Annotated in this window: 30 protein-coding genes; 12 read left to right on the plus strand and 18 right to left on the minus strand. The window is 42.1% G+C overall.

The genetic code is table 11. The annotated features are described in order from the left end of the window. Window positions 1-81: 81 nt before the first annotated feature. Window positions 82-774, minus strand: coding sequence for a TIGR02206 family membrane protein (locus tag PCY17_RS03330; RefSeq protein ID WP_301391822.1), 693 nt, complete (start codon window positions 772-774; stop codon window positions 82-84). A 165-nt stretch (window positions 775-939) separates the two neighbouring features. Between PCY17_RS03330 and gatC the strand changes: the two genes are divergently transcribed. The 9 genes from gatC to nusB all read left to right on the plus strand — a co-directional run bounded on the left by gatC (window position 940) and on the right by nusB (window position 8265). Next, window positions 940-1242 (plus strand): Asp-tRNA(Asn)/Glu-tRNA(Gln) amidotransferase subunit GatC, encoded by a 303-nt coding sequence (gene gatC / locus PCY17_RS03335; protein WP_045617614.1) that lies wholly within the window; start codon window positions 940-942, stop codon window positions 1240-1242. After that, entirely contained in the window at window positions 1242-2708 is a 1467-nt protein-coding gene (gene gatA, locus PCY17_RS03340) for an Asp-tRNA(Asn)/Glu-tRNA(Gln) amidotransferase subunit GatA (RefSeq protein ID WP_301391823.1), read from the plus strand. The genes gatC and gatA overlap by 1 nt, the downstream gene beginning before the upstream one ends. Next, the gene (gene gatB / locus PCY17_RS03345) at window positions 2708-4153 is read left to right on the plus strand and encodes an Asp-tRNA(Asn)/Glu-tRNA(Gln) amidotransferase subunit GatB (protein ID WP_049479282.1); all 1446 of its coding nucleotides are present in this window, start codon (window positions 2708-2710) and stop codon (window positions 4151-4153) included. The genes gatA and gatB overlap by 1 nt, the downstream gene beginning before the upstream one ends. A gap of 57 nt (window positions 4154-4210) precedes the next feature. Next, the gene (locus PCY17_RS03350; RefSeq protein WP_001032000.1) at window positions 4211-4606 is read left to right on the plus strand and encodes a hypothetical protein; all 396 of its coding nucleotides are present in this window, start codon (window positions 4211-4213) and stop codon (window positions 4604-4606) included. Window positions 4607-4705: 99 nt separating this feature from the next. Beyond that, window positions 4706-5662 carry a zinc-ribbon domain-containing transport protein gene (locus PCY17_RS03355; protein ID WP_049479283.1) on the plus strand — a complete coding sequence of 319 codons (957 nt, stop codon included), beginning with the start codon at window positions 4706-4708 and terminating at the stop codon, window positions 5660-5662. 8 nt (window positions 5663-5670) lie between these two features. Further along, a complete protein-coding gene (locus PCY17_RS03360) occupies window positions 5671-6798 on the plus strand; it encodes an SPFH domain-containing protein (RefSeq protein WP_000505819.1) in 1128 nt (375 codons plus the stop codon). Between the two features lie 80 nt (window positions 6799-6878). Beyond that, a complete protein-coding gene (gene efp, locus PCY17_RS03365) occupies window positions 6879-7439 on the plus strand; it encodes an elongation factor P (RefSeq protein WP_049479284.1) in 561 nt (186 codons plus the stop codon). A 21-nt stretch (window positions 7440-7460) separates the two neighbouring features. Continuing rightward, entirely contained in the window at window positions 7461-7850 is a 390-nt protein-coding gene (locus PCY17_RS03370; protein ID WP_049479285.1) for an Asp23/Gls24 family envelope stress response protein, read from the plus strand. Then, window positions 7843-8265 carry a transcription antitermination factor NusB gene (nusB, locus tag PCY17_RS03375; RefSeq protein ID WP_049479286.1) on the plus strand — a complete coding sequence of 141 codons (423 nt, stop codon included), beginning with the start codon at window positions 7843-7845 and terminating at the stop codon, window positions 8263-8265. The genes PCY17_RS03370 and nusB overlap by 8 nt, the downstream gene beginning before the upstream one ends. Before the next feature lie 48 nt (window positions 8266-8313). Here the strand turns inward: nusB and PCY17_RS03380 are convergent, their stop codons facing one another. From PCY17_RS03380 to PCY17_RS03455, 16 genes are all read right to left on the minus strand, one after another. Then, a complete protein-coding gene (locus PCY17_RS03380) occupies window positions 8314-9039 on the minus strand; it encodes a CPBP family intramembrane glutamic endopeptidase (protein ID WP_049479287.1) in 726 nt (241 codons plus the stop codon). Between the two features lie 26 nt (window positions 9040-9065). Then, complete coding sequence (locus tag PCY17_RS03385) at window positions 9066-9248, minus strand: hypothetical protein (protein ID WP_049479308.1); 183 nt, start codon at window positions 9246-9248, stop codon at window positions 9066-9068. Between the two features lie 220 nt (window positions 9249-9468). Then, on the minus strand, window positions 9469-10170 hold the full coding sequence (locus tag PCY17_RS03390) for a CPBP family intramembrane glutamic endopeptidase (RefSeq protein ID WP_049479288.1): 702 nt from the start codon (window positions 10168-10170) through the stop codon (window positions 9469-9471). A 147-nt stretch (window positions 10171-10317) separates the two neighbouring features. Next, the gene (locus PCY17_RS03395) at window positions 10318-11085 is read right to left on the minus strand and encodes an acetyl-CoA carboxylase carboxyl transferase subunit alpha (protein WP_042902822.1); all 768 of its coding nucleotides are present in this window, start codon (window positions 11083-11085) and stop codon (window positions 10318-10320) included. After that, the gene (gene accD, locus PCY17_RS03400; RefSeq protein WP_001173375.1) at window positions 11082-11948 is read right to left on the minus strand and encodes an acetyl-CoA carboxylase, carboxyltransferase subunit beta; all 867 of its coding nucleotides are present in this window, start codon (window positions 11946-11948) and stop codon (window positions 11082-11084) included. Before accD ends, PCY17_RS03395 begins: the two co-directional genes overlap by 4 nt. A 35-nt stretch (window positions 11949-11983) precedes the next feature. Beyond that, the gene (gene accC / locus PCY17_RS03405) at window positions 11984-13351 is read right to left on the minus strand and encodes an acetyl-CoA carboxylase biotin carboxylase subunit (protein ID WP_000488663.1); all 1368 of its coding nucleotides are present in this window, start codon (window positions 13349-13351) and stop codon (window positions 11984-11986) included. A gap of 11 nt (window positions 13352-13362) precedes the next feature. Next, a complete protein-coding gene (gene fabZ, locus PCY17_RS03410) occupies window positions 13363-13785 on the minus strand; it encodes a 3-hydroxyacyl-ACP dehydratase FabZ (RefSeq protein WP_000565515.1) in 423 nt (140 codons plus the stop codon). After that, entirely contained in the window at window positions 13782-14270 is a 489-nt protein-coding gene (accB, locus tag PCY17_RS03415) for an acetyl-CoA carboxylase biotin carboxyl carrier protein (RefSeq protein ID WP_049479289.1), read from the minus strand. Before accB ends, fabZ begins: the two co-directional genes overlap by 4 nt. A gap of 2 nt (window positions 14271-14272) precedes the next feature. Beyond that, the gene (fabF, locus tag PCY17_RS03420) at window positions 14273-15508 is read right to left on the minus strand and encodes a beta-ketoacyl-ACP synthase II (protein ID WP_000774052.1); all 1236 of its coding nucleotides are present in this window, start codon (window positions 15506-15508) and stop codon (window positions 14273-14275) included. A gap of 28 nt (window positions 15509-15536) precedes the next feature. After that, entirely contained in the window at window positions 15537-16268 is a 732-nt protein-coding gene (gene fabG / locus PCY17_RS03425; protein WP_001177611.1) for a 3-oxoacyl-[acyl-carrier-protein] reductase, read from the minus strand. A 45-nt stretch (window positions 16269-16313) separates the two neighbouring features. Then, window positions 16314-17234, minus strand: a complete 921-nt coding sequence (gene fabD, locus PCY17_RS03430; protein ID WP_000167654.1) for an ACP S-malonyltransferase — start codon at window positions 17232-17234, stop codon at window positions 16314-16316. Next, the gene (gene fabK / locus PCY17_RS03435; protein ID WP_000857451.1) at window positions 17227-18201 is read right to left on the minus strand and encodes an enoyl-[acyl-carrier-protein] reductase FabK; all 975 of its coding nucleotides are present in this window, start codon (window positions 18199-18201) and stop codon (window positions 17227-17229) included. The genes fabD and fabK overlap by 8 nt, the downstream gene beginning before the upstream one ends. Window positions 18202-18318: 117 nt before the next feature. Beyond that, the gene (locus PCY17_RS03440) at window positions 18319-18543 is read right to left on the minus strand and encodes an acyl carrier protein (protein ID WP_049478072.1); all 225 of its coding nucleotides are present in this window, start codon (window positions 18541-18543) and stop codon (window positions 18319-18321) included. 57 nt (window positions 18544-18600) lie between these two features. Next, window positions 18601-19575, minus strand: a complete 975-nt coding sequence (locus PCY17_RS03445; RefSeq protein ID WP_049478071.1) for a beta-ketoacyl-ACP synthase III — start codon at window positions 19573-19575, stop codon at window positions 18601-18603. Continuing rightward, window positions 19575-20009: a MarR family winged helix-turn-helix transcriptional regulator gene (locus tag PCY17_RS03450; protein ID WP_033630318.1), complete on the minus strand. Its 435-nt coding sequence runs from the start codon at window positions 20007-20009 to the stop codon at window positions 19575-19577. Before PCY17_RS03450 ends, PCY17_RS03445 begins: the two co-directional genes overlap by 1 nt. Window positions 20010-20098: 89 nt before the next feature. Continuing rightward, the gene (locus PCY17_RS03455; protein WP_084944338.1) at window positions 20099-20884 is read right to left on the minus strand and encodes an enoyl-CoA hydratase; all 786 of its coding nucleotides are present in this window, start codon (window positions 20882-20884) and stop codon (window positions 20099-20101) included. A 283-nt stretch (window positions 20885-21167) separates the two neighbouring features. On the opposite strand from PCY17_RS03455, the gene PCY17_RS03460 reads away from it, so the two are divergent. The 3 genes from PCY17_RS03460 (at window position 21168) to serS (ending at window position 24395) form a co-directional block, all read left to right on the plus strand. Further along, complete coding sequence (locus PCY17_RS03460) at window positions 21168-22532, plus strand: aspartate kinase (RefSeq protein ID WP_049500877.1); 1365 nt, start codon at window positions 21168-21170, stop codon at window positions 22530-22532. Window positions 22533-22534: 2 nt separating this feature from the next. After that, a complete protein-coding gene (locus tag PCY17_RS03465; protein WP_000079379.1) occupies window positions 22535-22906 on the plus strand; it encodes a DUF956 family protein in 372 nt (123 codons plus the stop codon). A gap of 214 nt (window positions 22907-23120) precedes the next feature. After that, window positions 23121-24395 carry a serine--tRNA ligase gene (gene serS / locus PCY17_RS03470; protein WP_049478069.1) on the plus strand — a complete coding sequence of 425 codons (1275 nt, stop codon included), beginning with the start codon at window positions 23121-23123 and terminating at the stop codon, window positions 24393-24395. A 25-nt stretch (window positions 24396-24420) separates the two neighbouring features. Here serS and PCY17_RS03475 read toward each other — a convergent pair whose 3' ends face one another. Next, window positions 24421-25320 carry a TDT family transporter gene (locus PCY17_RS03475; protein ID WP_049478068.1) on the minus strand — a complete coding sequence of 300 codons (900 nt, stop codon included), beginning with the start codon at window positions 25318-25320 and terminating at the stop codon, window positions 24421-24423. Window positions 25321-25374 lie beyond the last annotated feature (54 nt).

Consider the following 25374-nt stretch of genomic DNA (forward strand, 5'->3'; position numbering starts at 1 on the left):
TGGATTTTACCATTCCTTTCAACTCTCCATTATATCGGATTTTGGGGAGTTTTTCAATTGCTCGTCTGATGAAAAAGTAAGCTAGAGTACTGATTTTACCTGATTTCTATTTTCCCACCGTTTCTTGAACAAGATATCAAAGAGAACAAGAGCCAGTGAAAGGATGGCCGACACAAGGAGGTACTTTAGCCATAGAGGAGCATTCGAGATAAACGGTGTATCTCTTAAGAGACCATAATTTCCACCCGTCACCTGATTAACCCAAACTAGAAAGAGGTTGAGGATAAAAGTATAGGCTACAATCATATATTTCTTGAGCAGACTCTTGTCATAGTGATTCATCAAGTAAACCAAGGAATTCACCAAAAGGGCATAGTGCCCAATCAAAAATGAAAAACTAGTAATATGGGGAAAATCATAGGGGTCAAAAACGGGGTAAACCAAAGCAAAGGCCGCTCCACTTGCTCCTAAGAAGGCAAAATATTGCTTGCTCCGCCATTTATCAGGCAAGAAAACCACCGCAAACATAGCCAAACGGCAATGGTAAAATGGAAGGCTATTAGAAAATGGAATTCCAAAACCAACATACCAACTATATAGGGCTAGCAACTGGAGAATCTGAATCCACTTAAACAAGCGGACAAATTTCGGATTTTTGTGATAAGCAAGTGCTCCATAAATACAAAGCACTAAAAGAAGCATCATAGCCCCATACCAAAAGAGTGGAATAGGAGGAGGAACCGTTTGAGATCTGGTGATAAATTGATGGAACATATTTCTATCCTAACTCTTATTTTTTCTATTCTCTAGTTTAACCATTATAGCGAATTAGAAGCGATTTTTCAATTTCTATTTCTTTTCAGTTTGGCTCCCTTATTTATAGGAAAATATGGTAAAATAGAACAGACTAAAAATCATCATTTCACGAAAGGATGCAAGATGAAAATTACGCAAGAAGAGGTAACACACGTTGCCAATCTTTCAAAATTAAGATTCTCTGAAGAAGAAACTGCCGCCTTTGCGACCACCTTATCTAAAATTGTTGATATGGTTGAGTTGCTGGGCGAAGTTGACACAACTGGTATTGCACCTACTACAACTATGGCTGACCGCAAGACCGTACTCCGCCCTGATGTGGCCGAAGAAGGAACAGACCGTGATCGCTTGTTTAAAAACGTACCTGAAAAAGACAACTACTATATCAAGGTACCAGCTATCCTAGATGATGGAGGAGATGCCTAATGACTTTTAATAACAAAACGATTGAAGACTTGCACAATCTCCTTGTTTCTAAGGAGATTTCAGCAACTGAACTAACTCAAGCAACACTTGAAGATATCAAGTCTCGTGAGGAAGCCCTCAATTCATTTGTCACCATCGCTGAGGAGCAAGCTCTTGCTCAAGCCAAATCTATTGATGAAACTGGAATTGATGCGGATAATGTCCTTTCAGGAATTCCGCTGGCTGTTAAAGATAATATCTCTACAGACGGTATCCTGACAACTGCAGCCTCAAAAATGCTCTACAACTACGAGCCTATCTTTGATGCGACAGCTGTTGCCAATGCCAAAGCCAAGGGTATGATTGTTGTCGGAAAAACCAACATGGACGAGTTTGCCATGGGTGGTTCAGGTGAGACTTCTCATTACGGTGCCACTAAAAATGCTTGGGACCACAGCAAGGTTCCTGGTGGTTCATCAAGTGGTTCTGCTGCAGCTGTAGCGTCAGGGCAAGTCCGCTTGTCACTCGGTTCTGATACTGGTGGTTCCATCCGCCAACCTGCCGCCTTCAACGGGATTGTTGGTCTCAAACCAACCTACGGAACGGTTTCTCGTTTCGGTCTCATTGCCTTTGGTAGCTCTCTAGATCAAATCGGACCTTTTGCACCAACTGTTAAAGAAAATGCCCTCTTGCTCAACGCTATTGCCAGCGAAGATGCCAAAGACTCGACTTCTGCTCCTGTCCGCATTGCCGACTTTACTTCAAAAATCGGTCAAGACATCAAGGGCATGAAAATTGCTTTGCCTAAGGAATACCTCGGTGAAGGAATTGACCCAGAAGTTAAAGAAACCATTATCAAGGCAGCCAAACACTTTGAGAAACTTGGTACTATCGTCGAAGAAGTCAGTCTTCCTCACTCAAAATACGGAGTAGCTGTTTACTACATCATCGCTTCATCAGAAGCCTCCTCAAACTTGCAACGCTTTGACGGTATCCGTTACGGCTATCGTGCAGAGGATGCGACCAACCTTGATGAAATCTATGTAAACAGCCGTAGCCAAGGTTTCGGTGAAGAGGTGAAACGCCGTATCATGCTTGGTACATTCAGTCTTTCATCAGGTTACTACGATGCCTACTACAAGAAGGCTGGTCAGGTCCGTACCCTCATCATCCAAGATTTCGAAAACGTCTTTGCGGATTACGACTTGATTTTGGGACCAACTGCTCCAAGTGTTGCCTATGACTTGGACTCACTCAACCACGACCCAGTTGCCATGTACTTGGCTGACCTTTTGACCATCCCTGTCAACTTGGCTGGTCTTCCAGGAATTTCGATTCCTGCTGGTTTCTCTCAAGGACTACCTGTTGGTCTGCAATTGATCGGTCCTAAATACTCAGAAGAGACCATTTACCAAGCTGCTGCTGCCTTTGAAGCAACAACAGACTACCACAAACAACAACCTGTGATTTTTGGAGGTGATAACTAATGAACTTTGAAACAGTCATTGGACTTGAAGTCCACGTAGAGCTCAACACCAATTCAAAAATCTTCTCACCTACATCTGCCCACTTTGGAAATGACCAAAACGCCAACACCAACGTGATTGACTGGTCTTTCCCAGGAGTTCTGCCAGTTCTCAATAAAGGTGTTGTTGATGCTGGTATCAAGGCTGCTCTTGCCCTCAACATGGACATCCACAAGCACATGCACTTTGACCGCAAGAACTACTTCTATCCTGACAATCCAAAAGCCTACCAAATTTCTCAGTTTGATGAGCCAATCGGTTATAACGGCTGGATTGAAGTCGAGCTAGAAGACGGTACGACTAAGAAAATCGGGATCGAACGTGCTCACCTAGAAGAAGACGCTGGTAAAAACACCCACGGTACAGATGGCTACTCTTATGTTGACCTCAACCGCCAAGGGGTGCCATTGATTGAAATTGTATCTGAAGCCGACATGCGTTCGCCAGAAGAAGCCTATGCTTACCTAACTGCCCTCAAGGAAGTTATCCAGTACGCTGACATTTCTGACGTTAAGATGGAAGAAGGTTCTATGCGTGTGGATGCCAACATCTCCCTTCGTCCTTATGGTCAAGAGAAATTCGGTACCAAGACTGAGTTGAAAAACCTCAACTCCTTCTCAAATGTTCGCAAGGGTCTCGAATACGAAGTCCAACGTCAAGCTGCAATCCTTCGCTCAGGTGGTCAAATCCGCCAAGAAACACGCCGTTACGACGAAGCTAACAAGGCAACCATCCTCATGCGTGTCAAGGAAGGTGCTGCAGACTACCGCTACTTCCCAGAACCAGACCTACCCCTCTTTGAAATCTCTGATGAGTGGATCGAAGAAATGCGTACAGAATTGCCAGAGTTTCCAAAAGAACGCCGTGCCCGTTACGTATCTGACCTTGGCTTGTCAGACTATGACGCTAGCCAGTTGACGGCAAACAAAGTTACTTCTGACTTCTTTGAAAAAGCTGTTGCCCTCGGTGGTGATGCCAAACAAGTCTCAAACTGGCTCCAAGGGGAAGTCGCTCAGTTCTTGAACGCTGAAGGCAAGACACTGGAACAAATCGAATTGACACCAGAAAACTTGGTTGAAATGATCGCCATCATCGAAGACGGCACTATCTCATCTAAGATTGCCAAGAAAGTCTTTGTCCACCTGGCTAAAAATGGCGGTGGCGCGCGTGAATACGTGGAAAAAGCAGGTATGGTCCAGATCTCAGATCCAGCTATCTTGATTCCAATTATCCACCAAGTCTTTGCGGATAACGAAGCTGCTGTTGCCGACTTCAAGTCAGGCAAACGGAACGCAGACAAGGCCTTCACAGGATTCCTTATGAAGGCAACCAAAGGGCAAGCCAATCCACAAGTTGCCCTTAAACTGCTTGCACAGGAATTGGCGAAGTTGAAAGAAAGTGAGTAATTTACTCTTTATACACTTTTTTCTACTTTTAAAACGAGAATGAGACAAGGAGAATAAATGAACAAATTTTTACGATTGCTATTTGTCTTAGTCATCATCGCTATGTTAGGCGCTTCTATACTACAAATTTTCTTTCCATCGTACATGGGAAGCCACTCCGGGTACGGAATATCTGCTGGTTGGCAACGAGAAATTGGAATATGGAATTTAGCTGTATTGATTATTATTCTCGCTGTCAATATTAAATACGATTGGTTCTATCTACGAATCGCACTTCTTGCTCTCATTATTGGCGGAATTGGAATAGGAACAAATCACTTACTCAATTATATGGAGTATCACTCTCCTGTAAATGCTATCGGTGCTTTTGAAAATTACTTGCTAGCAATAGGATGGATTGTGGGATGGCTCATCGAACGCCATTCCATAAAGAAGCTAAATGCTAGTAAATAACGCCTAGTATATCTTAGATGATTTTTAAAGGTTATTAAATAGTTTAATAATCATTCGAATTCAGAATTCTACCTTTCCAATCATATAGTTAGGAGACACATGAAAAAGTTTTATGCTCTTTTAATGACCTGTTTATTACTTGTTTTTCTATCCGTGCCTCAAATCGTTGATGCGGGTGTCGGACATTCCAGAAGTGGAGGGAGTAGCCGCAGTAGCTCCAGAAATAGCAGCCGCTCAAGTGGAGGTGGAAGTCGTTCTGGTGGATCATCCTACCACTACTACCGCTCTGGATATGGATCATCCTCTGACAGTTCTGCTAGCTCTCCCTACCTAGGATTTATGTTCATATTAGTCGGAGGAATCATACTAGTTGTTATCGTCAAATCCTTGCAGAATAAATCTGGAGATTCGAGTTCAACCTATACTAGTAATGATTATCAAACGCTCCACCGTCGAGTTGAGCACAACACACTGGCCATTAGTCGTGTGACATACGGGGATCCAAACTTTGACGCGGAAGCCTTCACATCTTGGGTTAAGGAAGTCTACCTTAAATTGCAGGTTGCCTGGACTGAAAAAAATTGGAACTCTGTCCGCGCTTTGGAAAGTACCAGTCTCTACTCTCAACATAGCACCCAACTCGAAGACCATATTCGTGCTAAAACAACTAATGTTTTAGAGAAAGTTTGTATCGAAAATGTTCGCATCAAGGAATTCATTGAAAATCCTGACGGAAACGATACCTTAGTGGTGATCCTGTCATCTACCTTGCGGGACTATGTCATTGACGATGAGACTCGCCGTGTCCTTGAAGGAGACCCTAAAAAAGATCTCTTCACCGTGTATCAATTGAACTTTATCCGTCAACACGGTAGCCAAACGCAAGCAGTCACTCCAGACGAAGTTGTGAGCGACCACTGTCCAAACTGTGGCGCCCCATTGAAAATCTCTGCAGTTAGTGAGTGCGACTACTGTGGTGCCAATCTCTCTCGCAGTCCAAACCAATGGGTACTCGATACCTATGATGTTGTGGATGAAGACGAGCTTTATAATTAGGAGGAATTATGGGATTTATACGTGCAGCCTTATCAGCAGGCTTAAATAGTTTTAATGATAGTAAATTCAAGGAAGCCATTGTCCTTCCAGATAATGTCTCTGGCGACGCCTTGGCCGTCAAAGGTCAATTACTCACAAAAGACCCAGATGGACGTTCTCGTCACAGCAATCAAAATACTGGACTTTTGTCAGATGGCAGTGTGGTTATCGTTCCTCAAGGTTATACCGCTGTTTTGGTAAACAACGGTACCTTCCTTGGTGAAGTCCTCGAAGCAGGTAGCCACGAATGGCAAGCTGGTGATAACGCCTGGCTCCTTGAAAAAGGTGGTTTAAAAGGCACTTGGGAAAACTTTAAAAACCGTTTCTCTTTTGGTGGACAAGTCATCACCCAACAGGAAATTATCTTTATCCGCATGCAACCTATTGCAGGTAATAAGTTCGGCACACAAAATGCGGTCGAATATTTCAGCGAACGTTACCAACAACTGCTCAACATCCGTTTTTATGGCTTGTTTGATGTAAAAATAGCAGATCCAGTCCTCTTCTACGTGAGTTCTGTTAGCCGTCAAATTACTGACGGACAGCCATTTACTCTCCAAGATGTAGCTCAAGGAACGCTCCGTCAAAATATCGCACCGAAAATCGCGATTGCCATTGCCAAATATACCAACGAAAACAAGGTTGATATCTATAGCCTCAATGCCAATCAAGACACCTTTAACGAACTCGCTAAACAAGAGGTCAACAAGGTTTGGACAGGCCTCTACGGGATTGAAGCCACCAATATCTTGCTTGAAGACCTCAGCTACGACCAAGAAAGTCTTGATATCGTTCGCAAGCTTGATAGTGAGCTCGTGGCAATGAAGTACAACACGATTGAAATCGAAGAACGCCGTGCTCGCAATGAAGCGCTCATTGCTGCAGCTGCCAACGAAGGGAATGGCAATGGGATGAACATGTTTATGGGCATGAATCTTGGCCAAACTCTGGGTGGTCAACTAAGCCAACAAGTTCAAAATCAAGCACCGGCTCAAAACACTGGACAAACTGCCAGCAAGAATTTTTACATCGAAGTCGATGGAAAATACGTCCTCGTTACTAAAGACGAAGATGGAAATATCGTACCAGTCAACTAATTAAGCTCCTTCTGACATTTGAGTAATGTTGTCTTTTATGGTACAATAAAGAGTAAATTATTTATTAAAGAGGTAAAAACATGATTGAAGCAAGTAAATTAAAGGCTGGTATGACCTTTGAAACAGCTGACGGAAAATTGATCCGCGTTTTGGAAGCTAGCCACCACAAACCAGGTAAAGGAAATACAATCATGCGTATGAAATTGCGTGATGTCCGTACTGGTTCTACATTTGACACAAGCTACCGTCCAGAGGAAAAATTTGAACAAGCCATCATCGAGACTATCCCAGCTCAATACTTGTACAAAATGGATGACACAGCCTACTTCATGAATACAGAAACTTACGACCAATACGAAATCCCTGTAGTCAACGTTGAAAACGAATTGCTTTACATTCTTGAAAACTCAGAAGTGAAGATCCAATTCTACGGAACTGAAGTGATTGGTGTTACCGTTCCTACTACTGTCGAATTGACAGTTGCAGAAACTCAACCATCTATCAAAGGTGCTACTGTTACAGGTTCTGGTAAACCAGCAACGATGGAAACTGGACTTGTCGTAAACGTTCCAGACTTCATCGAAGCAGGACAAAAACTCGTTATCAACACTGCAGAAGGAACTTACGTTTCTCGTGCCTAATCTCTAGAAAGAGGTCATTCTATGGGAATTGAAGAACAACTTGGCGAAATCGTTATCGCCCCACGTGTACTTGAAAAAATCATTGCTATTGCTACTGCAAAAGTAGAGGGTGTACACTCTTTTTCAAACAAATCAGTATCTGACACCCTTTCAAAACTTTCTCTTGGCCGTGGTGTTTATCTTAAAAACGTGGACGAAGAGCTCACAGCAGATATCTATCTCTACCTTGAGTACGGAGTAAAAGTTCCTAAGGTAGCTGTTGCTATCCAGAAAGCTGTTAAAGATGCCGTCCGCAATATGGCTGATGTAGAACTCGCTGCTATCAATATTCACGTTGCAGGTATCGTTGCAGATAAAACACCAAAACCAGAATTGAAAGATCTATTTGACGAGGACTTCCTCAATGACTAGTCCACTATTAGAATCTAGACGCCAACTCCGTAAATGCGCTTTTCAAGCTCTCATGAGTCTTGAATTCGGTACGGATGTCGAAACTGCTTGTCGTTTCGCCTATACTCATGATCGTGAAGATACGGATGTGCAACTTCCAGCCTTTTTGACAGAGCTAGTTTCTGGTGTTCAGACTAAAAAGGAAGAACTAGACAAGCAAATCACACAGCATTTAAAAGCAGGTTGGACCATCGAGCGTTTAACACTCGTGGAGAGAAACCTCCTTCGCTTGGGAGTCTTTGAAATCACTTCATTTGACACCCCACAGTTGGTGGCGGTTAATGAAGCTATTGAGCTTGCAAAGGACTTCTCAGATCAAAAATCTGCCCGTTTTATCAACGGACTACTCAGCCAGTTTGTAACAGAAGAACAGTAAAAAGAAAAAGTGTTTGACAATTATCAAACACTTTTTCTTTGACTCCTACTATCTAAAAAAATGATAATAGACATAATTATAAACAAAAATCCAGATGGGTTTTGCATAAATGAGAAAGTTGAAAAAACTATGGCACAGGATGGTGATTTTTAGGTTCTTTGTCCAACGGTAGACAAGGGCATAGAAGAAACCACCTAAACTATAAATAATCAAACTGATAGGATCTCGGTGAGTTAGGATCAAATGACTAAGTCCAAAGATGAGAGCAGATAGGATAACATCCAGATAGTACTTGGACTGGGGGAAAAAGGTATTCATAAAATACCCTCTATGAATCAGTTCCTCTAATATAGGTGCGACGACTACTGTTAAACTAAAACTGAGAACAGTTGATAGAAAAGTTGGTTGCCCATTGGAGTATAGAATCGAAAGAAGATCTTGAAAGATATACTTGTTATCAATTAGGTGATGAAACTGTAACTGAAAAGCATCCACCAATTGACGATCAAAATAAGTAGCCACTAGACCAACTACAAGGTAAAAGAATCTTGACTTCTTTGAACCCTTTTTTTCAAAAATATAGAGCATCTCTTTCTTTTTGAGCCAGTAGATAAATAATAGCAAAAGAGCTATTACTTCAACTGTTAAAAAGATAGAATAGCCATCTATCCCCCATCCTAAAAACTTAGTTAGATGCAAAATCCCTAACTCTGGTAGATAAATCGATAGAAATACCAGTGATGTATAGACTCCCAAATGCCCTAGTTTTTTCATACTTACCCCTTTAAATTATTAGACTATTAAGGTATAATTCCGTAACCATAACCAGTCATTCTATTACGTATTGTACTCGAATCAGTTGCAATGCTATAAGCATAAGGCCAACTCCAATTTATATCATCAACCAACCAAATCATGCCACCACCTGAGGCTTGTTCTAAGTCTTCAGTTGAAAGAGCTGTAAATGTTTCTGTACCTGTCATTGCAAGTACCTCCTTAAAATAAATTTTTGTAAGCTTACATCTACAGTATACATCTTTTTTGTCTATTTTATAGCCTATCTCCTCAACTGTCAAATTTTCATCCTAAACGGTAGCTTTACTAATTGAGAAATAAGAAATTGATAAAAGAGATTTCTCTATCTTCCCATCAAATTAGAAAAAGTGTTTGACAATTATCAAACACTTTTTTCTTTATCTCCTACTATCTAAAAATCAAATAATAAATATAAAATAAGAGCGACGGAGCATAAGGAATCGCATTATAGAAACTATGACAAACAATGGTAAATCGAAGACTACCCGTAACTCGATAAGCGACTGCAAATAGAAGACCAAGAATACTATAAATGATGAGACTGATGGGGTCACGATGGGATAGAACCAAGTGACTGAGCCCAAAGATGAAAGAAGACAAGATCACATCCAAATAAAACTCCGACTTTGGAAAGAAGGTATTCATAAAATAACCCCTATAGATTGTCTCCTCAACAACAGGTACAATCGAAATGTTAAAGATTAAAAATACAAGACTTGATAGAGTCGTTTCTCGTCCATTTAAGTAAAGTTCCGAAAGAAGGTCTTGGAAAATAAAGCTATGGTCAATCAATCGAATGTTCTGCATTCTAAATCCATTTAAAAAAGAATAGATAAGGAAACAAGCCACCAAGAAAGCGAGATAAGACCAGCGCCAACCCTTTTTCTCGAAGATAAAGAGCATCTTCTTCTTTTTCAACCACAAAACGAATAAAAAGAAAATAAGTAACACTTCTCCAACTAGGAAGATTATATAGCTGTCCATTCCTAAACCAAAGGTCCTAGCTAGAGTTATAGCTCCTAATGGCGTTAAATAAATGTACAGGAACATTAAAACCATACAGATTCCTAAATGTATTGTCTTTTTCATTCTTTCTCTCCTAATGGTAAACTCTCTATTAGGGCAATATAGAGGATATACTATTTATTGTTTTTCTTATTTATCTAGAGTATTCATGTTTATCCATGCTCTATTATCAAAATAGCTAGAACAAAATGTTCTAGCTTTTAAATTTTCTTAGTATTTTCTAAAGCGTTGGTAACGTTCTTCGATAAGTTGGTCGAGTGGTAGTTCTTGCAACCTATTTAGTTCTGCATGCAATTCATTTTTAACGCAACCTAGCAGTTCTTTACTTGACAGCCCTGCTTCTGAGATTACCTTGTCTACGATTCCCATTTCTAGGAGTTCATGTGAAGTGATTTTCATCAACTCCGCCGCTTCCATAGCACGACTTCCATCCTTCCAAAGGATAGAGGCAAATCCTTCCGGGCTAAGTACTGCGTAGATTGAGTTTTCTAACATCCAGACACGATTAGCTACGGCTAGAGCTAGAGCCCCACCAGATCCACCTTCACCGATAATAATCGCGATGATTGGAACCTTGAGGTCACTCATTTCCATCAGGTTTCGGGCAATTGCTTCACCTTGTCCACGTTCCTCGGCTCCAACACCTGGGTAAGCACCCGCCGTATTGATAAAAGTCACAACTGGTCGGCCAAACTTTTCTGCCTGTTTCATCAGGCGCAAGGCCTTACGATAGCCTTCTGGATGAGGTTGCCCAAAATTCCGTTTGAGGTTATCATGAAGACTTTTTCCCTTTTGGATACCAACGACAGTTACTGCTTGGTCACCTAACCAACCAATTCCACCGATGATCGCACCATCATCACGGAAAGAGCGATCTCCATGCAATTCGATAAACTCGTCAAAGATTCCATTGGCAAAATCAAGTGCGGTCAAGCGACTCTGCTCGCGTGCCTCTCTGACTATTTTTGCAATATTCATCCGCGACTTCCTCCATGCAATCTTACTAATTTAGCAATTGTTTCAGGCAATTCTCTCCGTTTAACAATTGCATCAACAAATCCATGTTCAAGTAGAAATTCTGCCTTTTGGAAGTCATCCGGCAAGGTCTCACGAACTGTATTTTCGATAACACGACGTCCAGCAAACCCAACCAAACTCTGTGGCTCCGCTAGGATAATATCACCTTCCATAGCAAAAGAAGCAGTCACCCCACCTGTTGTCGGATCGGTTAAGATAGTTAGGTAAAAAAGTCCTGCCTTGGAATGACGTTGAACTGCCGCAGAAATTTTAGCCATCTGCATCAAACTCATGATTCCTTCTTGCATACGGGCTCCACCAGAAGCTGTGAAGAGAACGACTGACAAGTTTTCTACCGTTGCATACTCAAACAAGCGCGTGATTTTTTCACCCACAACGGTTCCCATAGAAGCCATGATAAAATTTGAATCCATGATCCCAAGGGCAACTTTTTGTCCCTTGATACTAGCTGTACCAGTCAGTACTGCTTCATCCAAACCTGTCTTTTCACGCATAGTAGCCAATTTTTTCTGGTAGCCAGGAAAGTTTAATGGATCTTGAGTTTCAATACCCGTAAACATCTCCACAAAGCTGTCAGAATCAATCGTCAAATCCAAGCGTTCCTGAGCTGAAATACGGAAAGTATAGCTACAATGGGGACAAATTCGTTCGCTCCCAAGGTCCTTTTGATAAATGGTGTGTTTACAACCAGGACACTGGGAGAAGAGTTCATCCGGAACCTCAGGCTTGGCTTGTGGTTTCTGCCTTACGGAACGGTTAGGATTGATCCGAATATACTTATCCTTTTTACTAAATAGAGCCATAACTCCCCCTTTTAGTTCTCATACTGTTTGAAAGTCTATTCTTTTTCTTGGTATTTTGGCAAGAAAGTTTCCATCAAGAAGGAAGTATCGTAGTCACCAGCGATAACTCGGCGGTCTGAAATCAGATCCAACTGGAAGTCTGCATTGGTTTGCACTCCTTCAATATCAAGTTCATAAAGTGCCCGTTGCATCTTCATAAGAGCATCAAAACGATTCTCCCCATGAACAATGATTTTAGCAATCATACTATCATAGTAAGGGGGAATGGTATAACCTGGATAAACTGCTGAGTCCACGCGCAAGCCAACTCCACCACTTGGTAGATAGAGATTGGTAATTTTCCCTGGGCTTGGAGCAAAGTTAAATGCTGGATTTTCTGCATTGATCCGGCACTCGATAGCATGACCTCGTAGGACGATATCTTCTTGTTTGAAAGGTAAAGGTTGCCCGGCAGCAATGCGAATCTGTTCCTTCACGATATCAACACCTGAAACAAACTCTGTGACTGGGTGTTCCACTTGCACACGAGTATTCATTTCCATGAAGTAGAAATTGCCACTCGCTTCATCGAGAAGAAATTCAATCGTTCCTGCATTTTCATAGCCTACAGACTCTGCTGCACGAACGGCTGCAGCACCAATTTCATGACGAAGGGTTTTGCCAATCGCAATGGATGGGCTTTCTTCTAAGACCTTTTGGTTATTCCGTTGGAGTGAACAGTCCCGTTCACCAAGATGGACAACATGACCCTCTTGGTCCGCAAGGATCTGAACTTCGATATGGCGAGCTGGATAAATCACACGCTCAAGATACATAGCGCCATTTCCAAAATTGGCCTTGGCTTCACTGGATGCTGTCTCAAAGGCTGCGACCAAGTCTTCTGCCTTTTCAACCTTACGAATCCCTTTTCCACCACCACCTGCCGATGCCTTAAGCATGACAGGATAGCCAATTTTTTCTGCAACTGCAAGGGCCTCTTCAGCCGTGTGAACTTCACCATCAGATCCTGGGATAACTGGAACCCCAGCCTTGATCATTTGTTCACGCGCATTGATCTTATCACCCATGGTATCCATTACAGCGCCAGAAGGGCCGATAAACTTAATCCCCACTTCGTCACACATAGTGGCAAACTTGGAGTTTTCGCTAAGAAATCCAAAACCTGGATGGATGGCTTCTGCCTCTGTTAAGACTGCAGCAGATAAAATCGCATTGATATTGAGATAAGATTCTGTCGCCTTACCAGGTCCGATACAGATAGCTTCATCCGCTAGAAGTGTGTGAAGAGCTTCCTTATCAGCAGTTGAATAAACTGCTACGGTCGCAATGCCCAATTCACGCGCAGCTCGAATAATGCGAACCGCAATCTCACCACGGTTGGCAATCAAAATTTTACGAAACATGGAGAACCTCCTTAGTTTCCAATTGCAAAGGTAAGAGTACCACTCGCTGCAAGCTTACCATCTACTTCAGCCTTTGCTTCAACCACAGCAATCGTACCACGACGTTTGACAAAAGTAGCCGTCATGACTAATTGATCACCTGGTACAACTTGCTTCTTAAACTTGACCTTGTCCATGCCAGCGTAAAAGACTAACTTTCCCTTGTTTTCAGGTTTGGACAATTCCAAGACACCAGCAGTCTGAGCCAAGGCTTCCATGATAAGAACACCTGGCATGACTGGGTATTGTGGAAAATGCCCATTGAAGAAAGGTTCGTTGATGGTCACATTCTTAATGGCAACAATGGTATCTTCGCTCACTTCCAAGACACGATCCACTAGGAGCATGGGGTAGCGATGGGGTAGAGCTTCTTTGATTCCTTGAATATCGATCATTTGATGCGTACCAATCCTTTACCGAACTCAACCATTTCTTCATTTGAAACGAGAATTTCTGTCACCACACCATCCTTAGGCGCTGGAATCTCGTTCATGACCTTCATGGCTTCAATGATCACCAAAGTCTGACCTTTTTTAACACTGTCTCCAACTGTAACAAAGGCAGGTTTATCTGGTCCAGCGGCCAAGTAAGCCACCCCTACAAGTGGACTTTCAACGACATCACCCTCTGGAGCAACCGTCGTTTCAGCTGGTGCTGGAGCTTTTTCCACTGCACTCTCTACTGGAGTTGAAGGGGCCGAAACTACTGGATTTGCAGCTACTGTAGTTGGCACTGGAGCAACTTGAGCTGGTGCTTCAGAAGCCATTCTTGCTTCATTCTTACTAAACTGCAATTCATCCGTTCCATTTTTATAAGAAAATTCTCTCAAACTTGATTGGTCAAATTGAGCCATCAAGTCCTTGATTTCATTTAAATTCATAATTATTTATTCTCCCAACGTTTGAAAGCAAGAACTGCATTGTGTCCACCAAAACCAAAAGTGTTTGAAATAGCATAAGGGATTTCTTGCTCCAAGCCTTGTCCATAAACGACATTCGCTTCGATATAGTCTGATAACTCACTTGTTCCAGCTGTCATTGGTACATAGTTATGACGCATGGCTTCGATGGTAGCAATTGCTTCTACCGCTCCTGCAGCACCAAGCAAGTGTCCTGTAAAGGACTTGGTTGAAGATACAGGTACTTCTTTACCAAGAACAGCTACGATCGCACCACTTTCTCCTTTTTCATTTGCAGGAGTTGAAGTTCCGTGGGCATTGACGTAAGCTACTTGCTCTGGAGAAATTTCTGCTTCTTCCAAAGCCAACTTCATAGCCTTAATCGCACCTTGACCTTCTGGATGAGGTGAAGTCATATGGTAAGCATCACAGGTATTACCATAGCCAACTACTTCAGCCAAGATGGTCGCCCCACGTTTTTCAGCATGTTCAAGGCTTTCAAGAACCAACATTCCTGAACCTTCTCCCATCACAAATCCGTTACGATCTTTGTCAAATGGGATAGAAGCACGAGTTGGATCTTCTGTAGTTGATAGGGCGGTCAAAGCTTGGAAACCGGCTATAGCAAAAGGAGTGATAGATGATTCTGAGCCACCAACTAACATGACATCTTGGAAACCAAACTTGATAGAACGGAAGGCATCTCCGATGGCATCATTTGATGAGGCGCAGGCTGTATTGATTGATTTACAGATACCGTTTGCTCCGAAACGCATAGCAACATTTCCTGAAGCCATATTTGGCAAGGCTTTTGGAAGTGTCATTGGTTTAACGCGTTTTGGACCTTTTTCATGAAGACGGATAACCTGATCTTCGATTTCTTTAATTCCCCCAATACCAGAAGCAACGATGACACCAAAGCGATCTTTATCGATTGCTTCTACATCAAGATTTGCATTTGTCACCGCTTCTTGAGCCGCATACAAGGCATACAAAGAATAGTTGTCAAAACGGTTGGTATCTTTTTTGACAAAGTATTTATCAAATGGGAAATCTTGGACTTCTGCTGCATTGTGCACAGCAAATTCGCTGTGGTCAAACTTAGTGATTTCTCCAATTCCAATTTTCCCAGTTTGCAAACTGTTCCAAAATTCTTCTGGAGTATTTCCGATAGGAGAGGTCAATCCGTAACCTGTTACTACAACTCGATTTAGTTTCATCTGTCTTACCTATATCTTTCCTTATTTTTTACATGCTAAGTCCGCCATCAACAGCGAGAACTTGTCCAGTCAAATAATCCTGTCCAGCCAGGAACACTGTAGCATCTGCGATATGTTCTGCTTGACCAAAATGTTTCATTGGGATTTGAGCCAATGTCGCTTCCTTGACCTTATCAGATAAAACAGCCGTCATATCTGATTCGATCATTCCTGGTGCAAGAGCATTTACGCGTACGTTGCGATTGGCAACTTCACGCGCAACTGACTTGGTAAAACCAATCAAACCTGCTTTAGAAGCTGCATAGTTGGCTTGTCCGATATTTCCCATCAAACCGACCACACTAGACATATTGATAATCGCACCTTCACGTGCCTTGATCATCTGTTTCAAAACTGCTTGCGTCATGTTGAAGGCACCTGTCAAGTTGATCTTAATCACTTTTTCAAAGTCTTCTTCAGTCATCTTGAGCATAAGCGTATCTTGAGTGATCCCAGCATTGTTGACCAAGACATCGACAGAACCGAGTTCTGCAATCGCTTGATCTATCATACGCTTGGCATCTGCAAAGTCTGAAACATCACCTGAAATCGGTACTACTTTGACACCATAGTTTGAAAACTCAGCTAGCAATTCTTCTGAGATTGCTCCTCGACTATTCAAGACTACATTAGCGCCTAGTTGGGCAAATTTGTGAGCAATGGCAAGTCCGATACCACGACTTGAACCTGTTACAAAGACATTTTTGTTTGTAAGTTGCATTCTATTTCTCCTATTTCCTGTTGTATTTTGTGGGAGAAGGGATCATTAGTTTCCTAACAAAGCATCCAAGCTTGCTTGGTCTTCAACGTTAGCTAGCTGAGCTGTTTTATCGATTTTTTTGACAAAGCCTGATAGGACCTTACCAGGACCAATTTCAATAAAGTTGGTTACCCCAGCATCCTGCATCACAGCAATACTTTCATAAAAACGAACAGGTTCTTTGACCTGACGCGTCAAAAGCTCTTGGATTCGACCTTTTTCCATAACAGCAGCTTCCGTATTGCCGACTAGTGGGCAAGTAAAGTCAGAGAAACTCACTCCTTCAAGAGCTCCAGCTAGTTGCTGACTGGCTGGCTCAAGAAGAGCTGTATGGAAAGGACCAGATACATTTAAAGGAATCAATCGTTTGGCTCCTGCTTCCTGCAAGAGTTGGACCGCACGGTCAACTGCAGCCACTTCACCACCAATGACGATTTGGCTTGGAGTATTGTAGTTAGCTGGAGTGACTATACCGACTTCAGAAGCAGTTTTGCAAGCTTCCTCTATCACATCTACTGGAGTATTGAGGACGGCTACCATCTTGCCTGAACCAGCAGGCGCCGCCTCTTCCATATAAGCCCCGCGCTTAGCAACCAAGGCAACTGCCTCTTCAAAGTCCAAGGCACCGCTTGCTACAAGAGCAGAATATTCACCAAGAGACAATCCTGCTACCATATCCGGCTGATAACCCTTTTCTTTCAATAGTCGGTAAATAGAAACCGAGGTCGCCAAAATAGCTGGCTGTGTATAACGAGTCTGGTTTAACTTTGTTTCTTCCTTATCAATCAAGTCACGAAGGTCATAACCCAGTACTTGACTAGCTTGATCAATGGTTTCCTTGACAATAGGATAGTGTTCATAGAGGTCTCGTCCCATCCCAAGATATTGAGCACCTTGACCGGCAAATAGAAAGGCTGTTTTAGTCATTTCTTACAACTCCTGCCCAACGAGAGGCTTCTTCTTGAATTTTTTTGGCAGCGCCATAGTATAGATCTTTTAGGATTTCTTCGACAGTTTCCTCTTTAGAAACCAAACCAGCGATCTGACCTGCCATGACGGATCCACCTTCTACATCTCCATGAACAACGGCTTTAGCAAGAGCACCAGCTCCCATTTGCTCAAAGATTTCTAAATCTGGATCTTCTTGTTTAAAGGCATCCTTTTCAGCCTGTTCAAAGTCACGTGTCAACTGATTTTTAATGGCGCGAACAGCATGTCCAAAATGTTGAGCTGAAATAGTCGTATCGATATCACGCGCTTTTAAGATTTTTTCCTTGTATTTTGGATGGGCGTTAGATTCCTTGGCTACTACGAAACGCGTACCAACTTGAACAGCCTCTGCACCAAGCATAAAGCCTGCAGCGACACCTTCACCGTCCGCAATTCCTCCAGCTGCGATAACCGGAATTGAAACAGCTGCAGCAACTTGGCGAACCAAGGTCATCGTTGTTAATTTACCAATATGTCCACCGGCTTCCATTCCCTCTGCAATAACCGCATCTGCACCAATTTTTTCCATGCGTTTTGCCAAAGCAACACTTGGAACAACAGGAATAACTGTAATTCCTGCATCATGGAAACGAGTCATGTATTTACTTGGATTTCCTGCACCAGTTGTAACCACCTTGACCCCTTCTTCAATCACGAGATCAACGATGTCTTCTACAAAAGGTGACAAGAGCATGATGTTGACACCAAAAGGTTTGTCCGTAAGTGATTTGATTTTATCGATATTAGCCTTTACGACCTCTTTAGGTGCATTCCCACCACCGATAATTCCTAGACCACCAGCTTTTGATACTGCACCAGCCAAGTCACCGTCTGCAACCCAGGCCATTCCTCCTTGAAAAATAGGATAATCAATGTTCAATAATTCTGTAATACGTGTTTTCATAGTGCCTCCATCATTCCTTGCTTACGTAATAGTTCGATGAATTTATCGTTTGAGTTTCAAACTATTACCTAAACAAGAGGGAGTGGGTTTCCCCTACTCCTTCTAGTAATATGTTAATTATTTTGTTTGCTCTTCAACGTAGGCAACCAAGTCACCAACTGTTTTCAAGTTATCTTCTGCTTCGATTTGGATATCGAAAGCATCTTCGATTTCAGAGATTACTTGGAATAAGTCCAATGAATCTGCATCCAAATCATCAAAAGTAGATTCAAGTGTTACTTCTGATGCTTCTTTCCCAAGTTCTTCAACGATAATTTCTTGTACTTTTTCAAATACTGCCATGATAGGACTCCTTTAAAATATAAAAAATTTATAACTATGTGTTTACCACATGATTACCTAGATTGTAAGAATGAGTGTGCCCCATGTCAAACCTCCACCGAAGCCTGATAGGAGAATCGTCTGGCTACCATCTAAACGAATCATACCATTCTCCACACACTCTGAGAGCAAAATCGGGATACTTGCTGCACTGGTATTCCCATACTCCGTCATATTGGCAGGAAGCTTGTCTCGGTCTACGCCTATTTTCTTTGCCATCTTATCCAAAATGCGGATATTTGCCTGATGAAGCAGGAGATAATCCAATTCCGATGCTGCGATTGGACCATTTTCAATGGTTTCTTTGATCGATCTAGCAACATCACGATTTGCAAAATCAAAAACTGCTCGTCCATCCATTTTCAAAAAAGCAGGAACTGCTTCTTGATACGAGAAAGGAGAAGCCAAAGCCGTTTGACCATAGGTCAAACACTCGCTCCGAGAGCCATCCGTATAGAGACTTTCCACAAGGAAGTGACGTGTTTCGCTCGCTTCCAAGAGAACCCCACCAGCACCATCCCCAAAGAGAACAGCTGTCGAACGATCTGACCAATCAACTGCCTTGGATAAGGTCTCAGCCCCGATAACAATCCCTTTTTTGAACTGTCCAGAACTTAAAAACTTTTCTGCAGTTGAGAGAGCGAATACAAAGCCACTACAAGCTGCTGTCAGATCAAAGGCGAAAGCTCTATGCGCTCCGATATTTGCCTGAACTCGAGCTGCCGTGGAAGGCATCATCGAGTCTGGAGTAATCGTCGCTACAATGATAAAATCAATCTGATCCGCTGTTAAGCTCCCTTTAGCCAACAAGCTCTTAGCTACTTCTGTCGCCAAATCACTTGTAGACTCTGTTTTTGAGATATGTCTCTGTTTAATTCCTGTCCGACTTGAAATCCACTCATCGCTTGTGTCCATGATTTGGGCTAAGTCATGATTAGTGACCACTTGCTCTGGAACATAATGAGCAACCTGGCTTATTTTTGCAAAAGCCATTATTTCAAATCCTCCAAGAATTGATAAAGATTGATTAATCCTCTACCCATAACTTCTATTTCCTCAGGACTCATGCCATCGATGATTTTTTCGACCATTGCCTTGTGAAAACGTCTATGAAGACGATGGACTAACCGACCTTTCTTGGTCAAATGCAGATACACTACACGTCTATCCTGATCAGAACGAATACGCTCAATATAACCTTTTCTTTCCAGGTTATTCAAGCTCGTCGTCACTGTCCCAAGAGTTACCATCAGTTCTTTTGAAACCTTACTTGGCGTTGCCTCCGGGAACTTCCCAATCACATCAATCGTGTGCATTTCTTTGATGGAGATGTCTTTGAATCGACTACCTCGTAAGCTAACCTCCTCGATCACAAGGACGTTATTAAAAATAGATGTTAGATAATCATTTACTTGTTGGTAGTCCAAATCGTTTCCCTCCCTCTAAAAAACTTTCACAATCAAAGCATTTGATAAAAGAAGTATATCAAACTTCAAAAAATTGTGCAAGTATTTTTTTACATTCCTGTAAATTTTGGTCTTCTTCTTTCAGAATGTGCTCGAACCCCTTCTTTAAAGTCTTCAGTTAAAGATAACGATTCTTGTAATTCCAATTCTAATTCAGCATAATTCTGCCAATCCTTAAATTGACTTTCCCAAACTAGCTTTTTAATCGCTGCGTATGAGTTTGCTGAACCTCTTCTTAATTTTTTCAGAACCTGTTCTCTTGTTTTTTCTAATTTGTCAACTTCACAAACACGGTATACCACGCCCCATTCTAGCGCTTTTTCAGCAGTCAAAGCTTCACCTGTCATGGCAAGTTGTGCAGCCCGTGTTACCCCGATACTACGACTCAAGAGATGAATCCCACCAGCGTCTGGCGCCAATCCAACTCCGACAAAGGCTTGAATGAATTTTGCCTTGTCAGTCGCTAAACAGAAATCAACTGCTACTGCCATATTTGCTGCAGCACCAGCAACCGCTCCATCTACCTCCATCAAAACAGGTTTTGGAATTTGCTTGATTTTAAAAGAAATTGTATTGACTAATTCTGCAATCTTATTCAAAGAAGGGATATCATCTTCGTCTACTGCTCGTTTCATCTCAACCAAGTCTCCCCCAACTGAAAAAACCTTCCCATTAGCATTAATCAAGATGAACTGCACAGCTTGATCCTGCTCTGCTAGAGTCAAAGCTTCTAAAATCTCCTCACACATTGGGATATGGAAACCATTTGCCACTTCGGGACGATTCAAAGTAATGATAGCCAGATCATCTACGATCTGATATAAGATATGATTCATAGCTTCTCCTTTTCTTTTGTAAGGTAATAAAATTGTTTTATCATCAAAGTATACCTTTTTTTGGATAAAGAGGCAAGGAAAAAACTAAAGGAAAGTGTCTCAGCTGATTATTTACCCATCATTTATGAGTGTGAGTAAAATTTGACACTCTTACTTTTAAATCGTTATCGCTTTTCAGAATAAGTTAGTGTTTTCTTCTATTATAATAGGAAGTTATTTTCGTCATTGAAAAATGCCCCTCTTTCTGCTATAATCGTATAAAATACTTACTTGAGGAGTCCTTATGAAGGTTGTAAAATTTGGCGGAAGCTCGCTTGCCTCTGCTGGTCAGTTAGAAAAAGTCTTAAATATCGTTAAAAGTGATAAAGAACGCCGTTTTGTAGTCGTTTCTGCACCCGGAAAACGCAATGCTGAAGATACCAAGGTAACTGATGCCTTGATTAAATACTATCGCGACTACGTGGCTGGAAATGACATCAGTGCTAGCCAAAGCTGGATCATTGACCGTTATGCCGCTATGGTTAGTGAACTAGGGTTAAAACCTGCTGTTTTAGAAAAAATCTCTAAAAGTATTCGGGCCTTGGCAACTCTTCCTATAGAGGACAATGAATTTCTCTATGATACCTTCCTAGCGGCTGGAGAAAATAACAATGCCAAATTGATTGCAGCCTACTTTAACCAAAACGGTATCGATGCACGCTATGTTCACCCAAGAGAAGCTGGAATTGTTGTCACAAGTGAACCTGGAAACGCACGTATCATTCCATCTAGTTATGACAAGATTGAAGGCTTGGCTGATAGCACCGAAGTCCTTGTCATCCCTGGTTTCTTTGGTGTGACTAAGGAAAATCAAATCTGTACTTTTTCACGTGGAGGTTCAGATATCACAGGTTCTATCATTGCAGCAGGTGTTAAGGCTGATCTCTATGAGAACTTTACAGACGTAGATGGTATCTTTGCTGCCCATCCTGGTATTATCCACCAACCACACTCCATTCCTGAATTAACCTACCGTGAAATGCGTGAGTTGGCTTACGCTGGATTTTCAGTTCTTCATGACGAAGCTCTTCTACCCGCTTACCGCGGAAAAATTCCTCTTGTCATCAAGAATACCAACAACCCTGACCACCCAGGAACACGCATTGTTTTAGAACATAGTAGTGATAAATTCCCTGTAGTAGGAATTGCGGGTGACTCAGGATTCGTCAGCATCAACATGTCAAAATACCTCATGAACCGCGAAGTCGGGTTTGGTCGCAAGGTTCTTCAAATCCTTGAGGACCTCAATATCGGTTGGGAACACATGCCTACAGGTATTGACGATCTTTCAATCATCCTCCGCTCTCGTGAATTAACTCCTATCAAAGAAGAAGAAATTCTACGTCAACTCGTTCAAAAGGCTGAAGTGGACCATGCTGAAATCGAACATGACCTTTCCATCATTATGATTGTCGGAGAAAAGATGAAGAGCCATATCGGGGTAACTGCTACTGCAACACGGGCTTTGTCTGAGAATAAAATCAACATCCAGATGATGTCCCAAGGTTCAAGTGAAGTTTCCATCATGTTTGTTGTCAATAAAGAGCAAGAGAAGGCCGCTATCAAGGCTCTCTATCATGCCTTTTTCGATGAAAGTAAGGAAGACTAATCATGGCCCAATCACTCAATCAAGTCATTGACCTCCAAACCACTGGGACATCTTACCTCTCTATCTCTGGAAAAGTTGGAAAATTTTTAGTCGGGGATCAAGCCTTAGAGTTTTATCCTGATGTCAATGTCGAACAATATATCCAAATCCCCTGGTCCAGCATTCAGCAAATCGGAGCCAACGTAAGTGGTCGCAAGATCAGCCGCCACTTTGAAGTCTTCACTGATCAAGGAAAATTTCTCTTTGCTTCAAAAGACTCTGGAGCTATCCTCAAAATCGCTCGGGAAAAATTAGGAAACGACAAGGTCGTGAAACTTCCGACTCTACTACAGACCATTGGACAAAAACTTAAAAATCTATTTGCAAAAAAGTAGAAACTTTAGTATAATCATAGCAACGGATAAGTAGGTTATCCTCTTCTTTCAGAAAGTCTGCGGGTGTTGCGAGCAGATAGGAGGGATAGGTGAAATTCTACCGTTGTTCACAATTAAATACAGAATCAAGTGCACACCTGTGAAGTTGGATGGAACCGTGGCCCTGCCACTCCAACACTTTGTCAGGTGTGCTTTTTTTCATAAAGGAGTTCTTATGTTAGATATTAAACGTATTCGTACAGATTTTGATGCTGTCGCTGAAAAATTAGCTACACGTGGTGTAGATGCTGCTATCTTAAATGAGATGAAAGAAATCGATGCTAAACGTCGTGACATCTTGGTCAAGGTTGAAACTTTAAAAGCAGAACGTAACACAGTTTCAGCTGAGATTGCCCAAGCTAAGCGCAACAAGGAAAATGCCGATGACAAGATTGCTGCGATGCAAACCCTATCTGCTGAAGTCAAAGCCTTGGATGCTGAATTGGCGGACATCGATGCTAAATTAACAGAATTTACCACTACTCTTCCAAACATCCCTGCCGACAGCGTTCCTGTTGGAGCTGATGAAGATGACAATGTGGAAGTCCGTCGTTGGGGGACTCCACGTGAGTTTGACTTCGAGCCAAAAGCTCACTGGGATCTTGGTGAAGACCTTGGTATCCTTGACTGGGAACGTGGCGGTAAGGTAACAGGAGCTCGTTTCCTCTTCTATAAAGGACTTGGGGCTCGTTTGGAACGTGCTATCTACAATTTCATGTTGGATGAGCATGGTAAAGAAGGCTATACGGAAGTTATCACACCTTACATTGTTAACCATGACTCTATGTTTGGTACTGGTCAATATCCAAAATTCAAGGAAGATACTTTTGAATTGAAAGACACTAATTATGTCCTCATTCCTACAGCCGAAGTGCCTTTGACAAATTACTACCGTGATGAAATCCTTGACGGTAAAGACCTACCAATCTACTTTACCGCTATGAGCCCTTCATTCCGTTCTGAGGCTGGTTCAGCTGGTCGTGATACACGTGGTTTGATTCGTCTACACCAATTCCACAAGGTTGAAATGGTCAAATTTGCCAAACCAGAAGAATCATACGAAGAATTGGAAAAAATGACAGCCAACGCTGAAAATATTCTTCAAAAACTCAACCTTCCATACCGTGTGGTGGCCCTCTCTACTGGGGACATGGGCTTCTCAGCTGCCAAGACTTACGACTTGGAAGTTTGGATTCCAGCCCAAAATACCTATCGTGAAATCTCAAGCTGTTCAAATACAGAAGATTTCCAAGCCCGTCGTGCTCAAATCCGTTACCGTGATGAAGCAGATGGCAAGGTGAAACTCCTTCACACCTTGAATGGTTCTGGACTTGCAGTTGGACGTACAGTGGCTGCCATTCTTGAAAACTACCAAAATGAAGATGGTTCTGTAACTATTCCAGAAGCACTTCGTCCATATATGGGTGGATCTGAAGTTATCAAACCATAAAAAAATAAGGCCTAGCTATTTCTAGCTAGACCTTTTTTCGTAACCAAATCAGATAAGCACCCAAGACAAAGAATAAAATAGTGAGGCAAATAACGGTTTCAGCCAATACCAGATAATCCAGAAATGGAAGTTTCAAAATTCCCTGAGCCATCTTGAGCGAAGTAGCTGTGATAATGGTTGGGAAGGTTAGGGCTGAGAAGGCTGGTTGAAATCCTTGTTTTAAAATATTGGGCAGGCGAGTTAAAACAAAGAAAAAGAAGGACTGAGATGCCAAAATCATGACGATCAAGAGCCAAGTCGGTAGGCTTGCTCCTCCAACTCGAACTAGGGAAGCCAAGAGTAGAGAAAAGGGAGCACAGTAGATTCCTTCCTGTCCAAGCAAGGCCACTGGGAGTGGATCTTTCTTTAAATCCCTATAAATAAGGGGATAGAGATAGAAGGTCAAGACAAAACCAAAACTCAAGGTCGCATAGGCAATCTCGATAATGCCTACCAGAGGATAGGTCAAGGCAGCTACTGCTATCCCCACATAGAGCACCGTCCAGCTAGGAGTCGCATTGACCCTCCGACCCGGACAGGCAAATTTGATGGTGAAAGTAGCAATCAACGCCAAATCCAAGAGAAATGAAAACCACCAGATTCCTTGTGCTACCAAAGGAAGAGCAGGGAATACGCGAAAGACATAGGTCGCTAAAATCATCCCAGCCATGGGAAAGGTGGCCATCCCAGATAAAAGAGGGGGCTTGGTCAATTCTTTCTTGGTTTCTTCCCAATTAAAAAGATGAAGAATCAGAAAGAAAATCCACAAAACTAAACCAGTCAGACTCAATAAATGCGACAGAACAGGCAAAGTATCTGCAATCAGATTTCCTGCACCTGCTAAACCTAATAAACAGCCAGAGAATACTAAGGGGAGCTTTTTCATCCGAGCCTCCAATAATCATGTTATTATTAGTATAGCATAAAAGCGCTTAAAATA

It is taken from the genome of Streptococcus sp. SO2 (assembly GCF_030440025.1).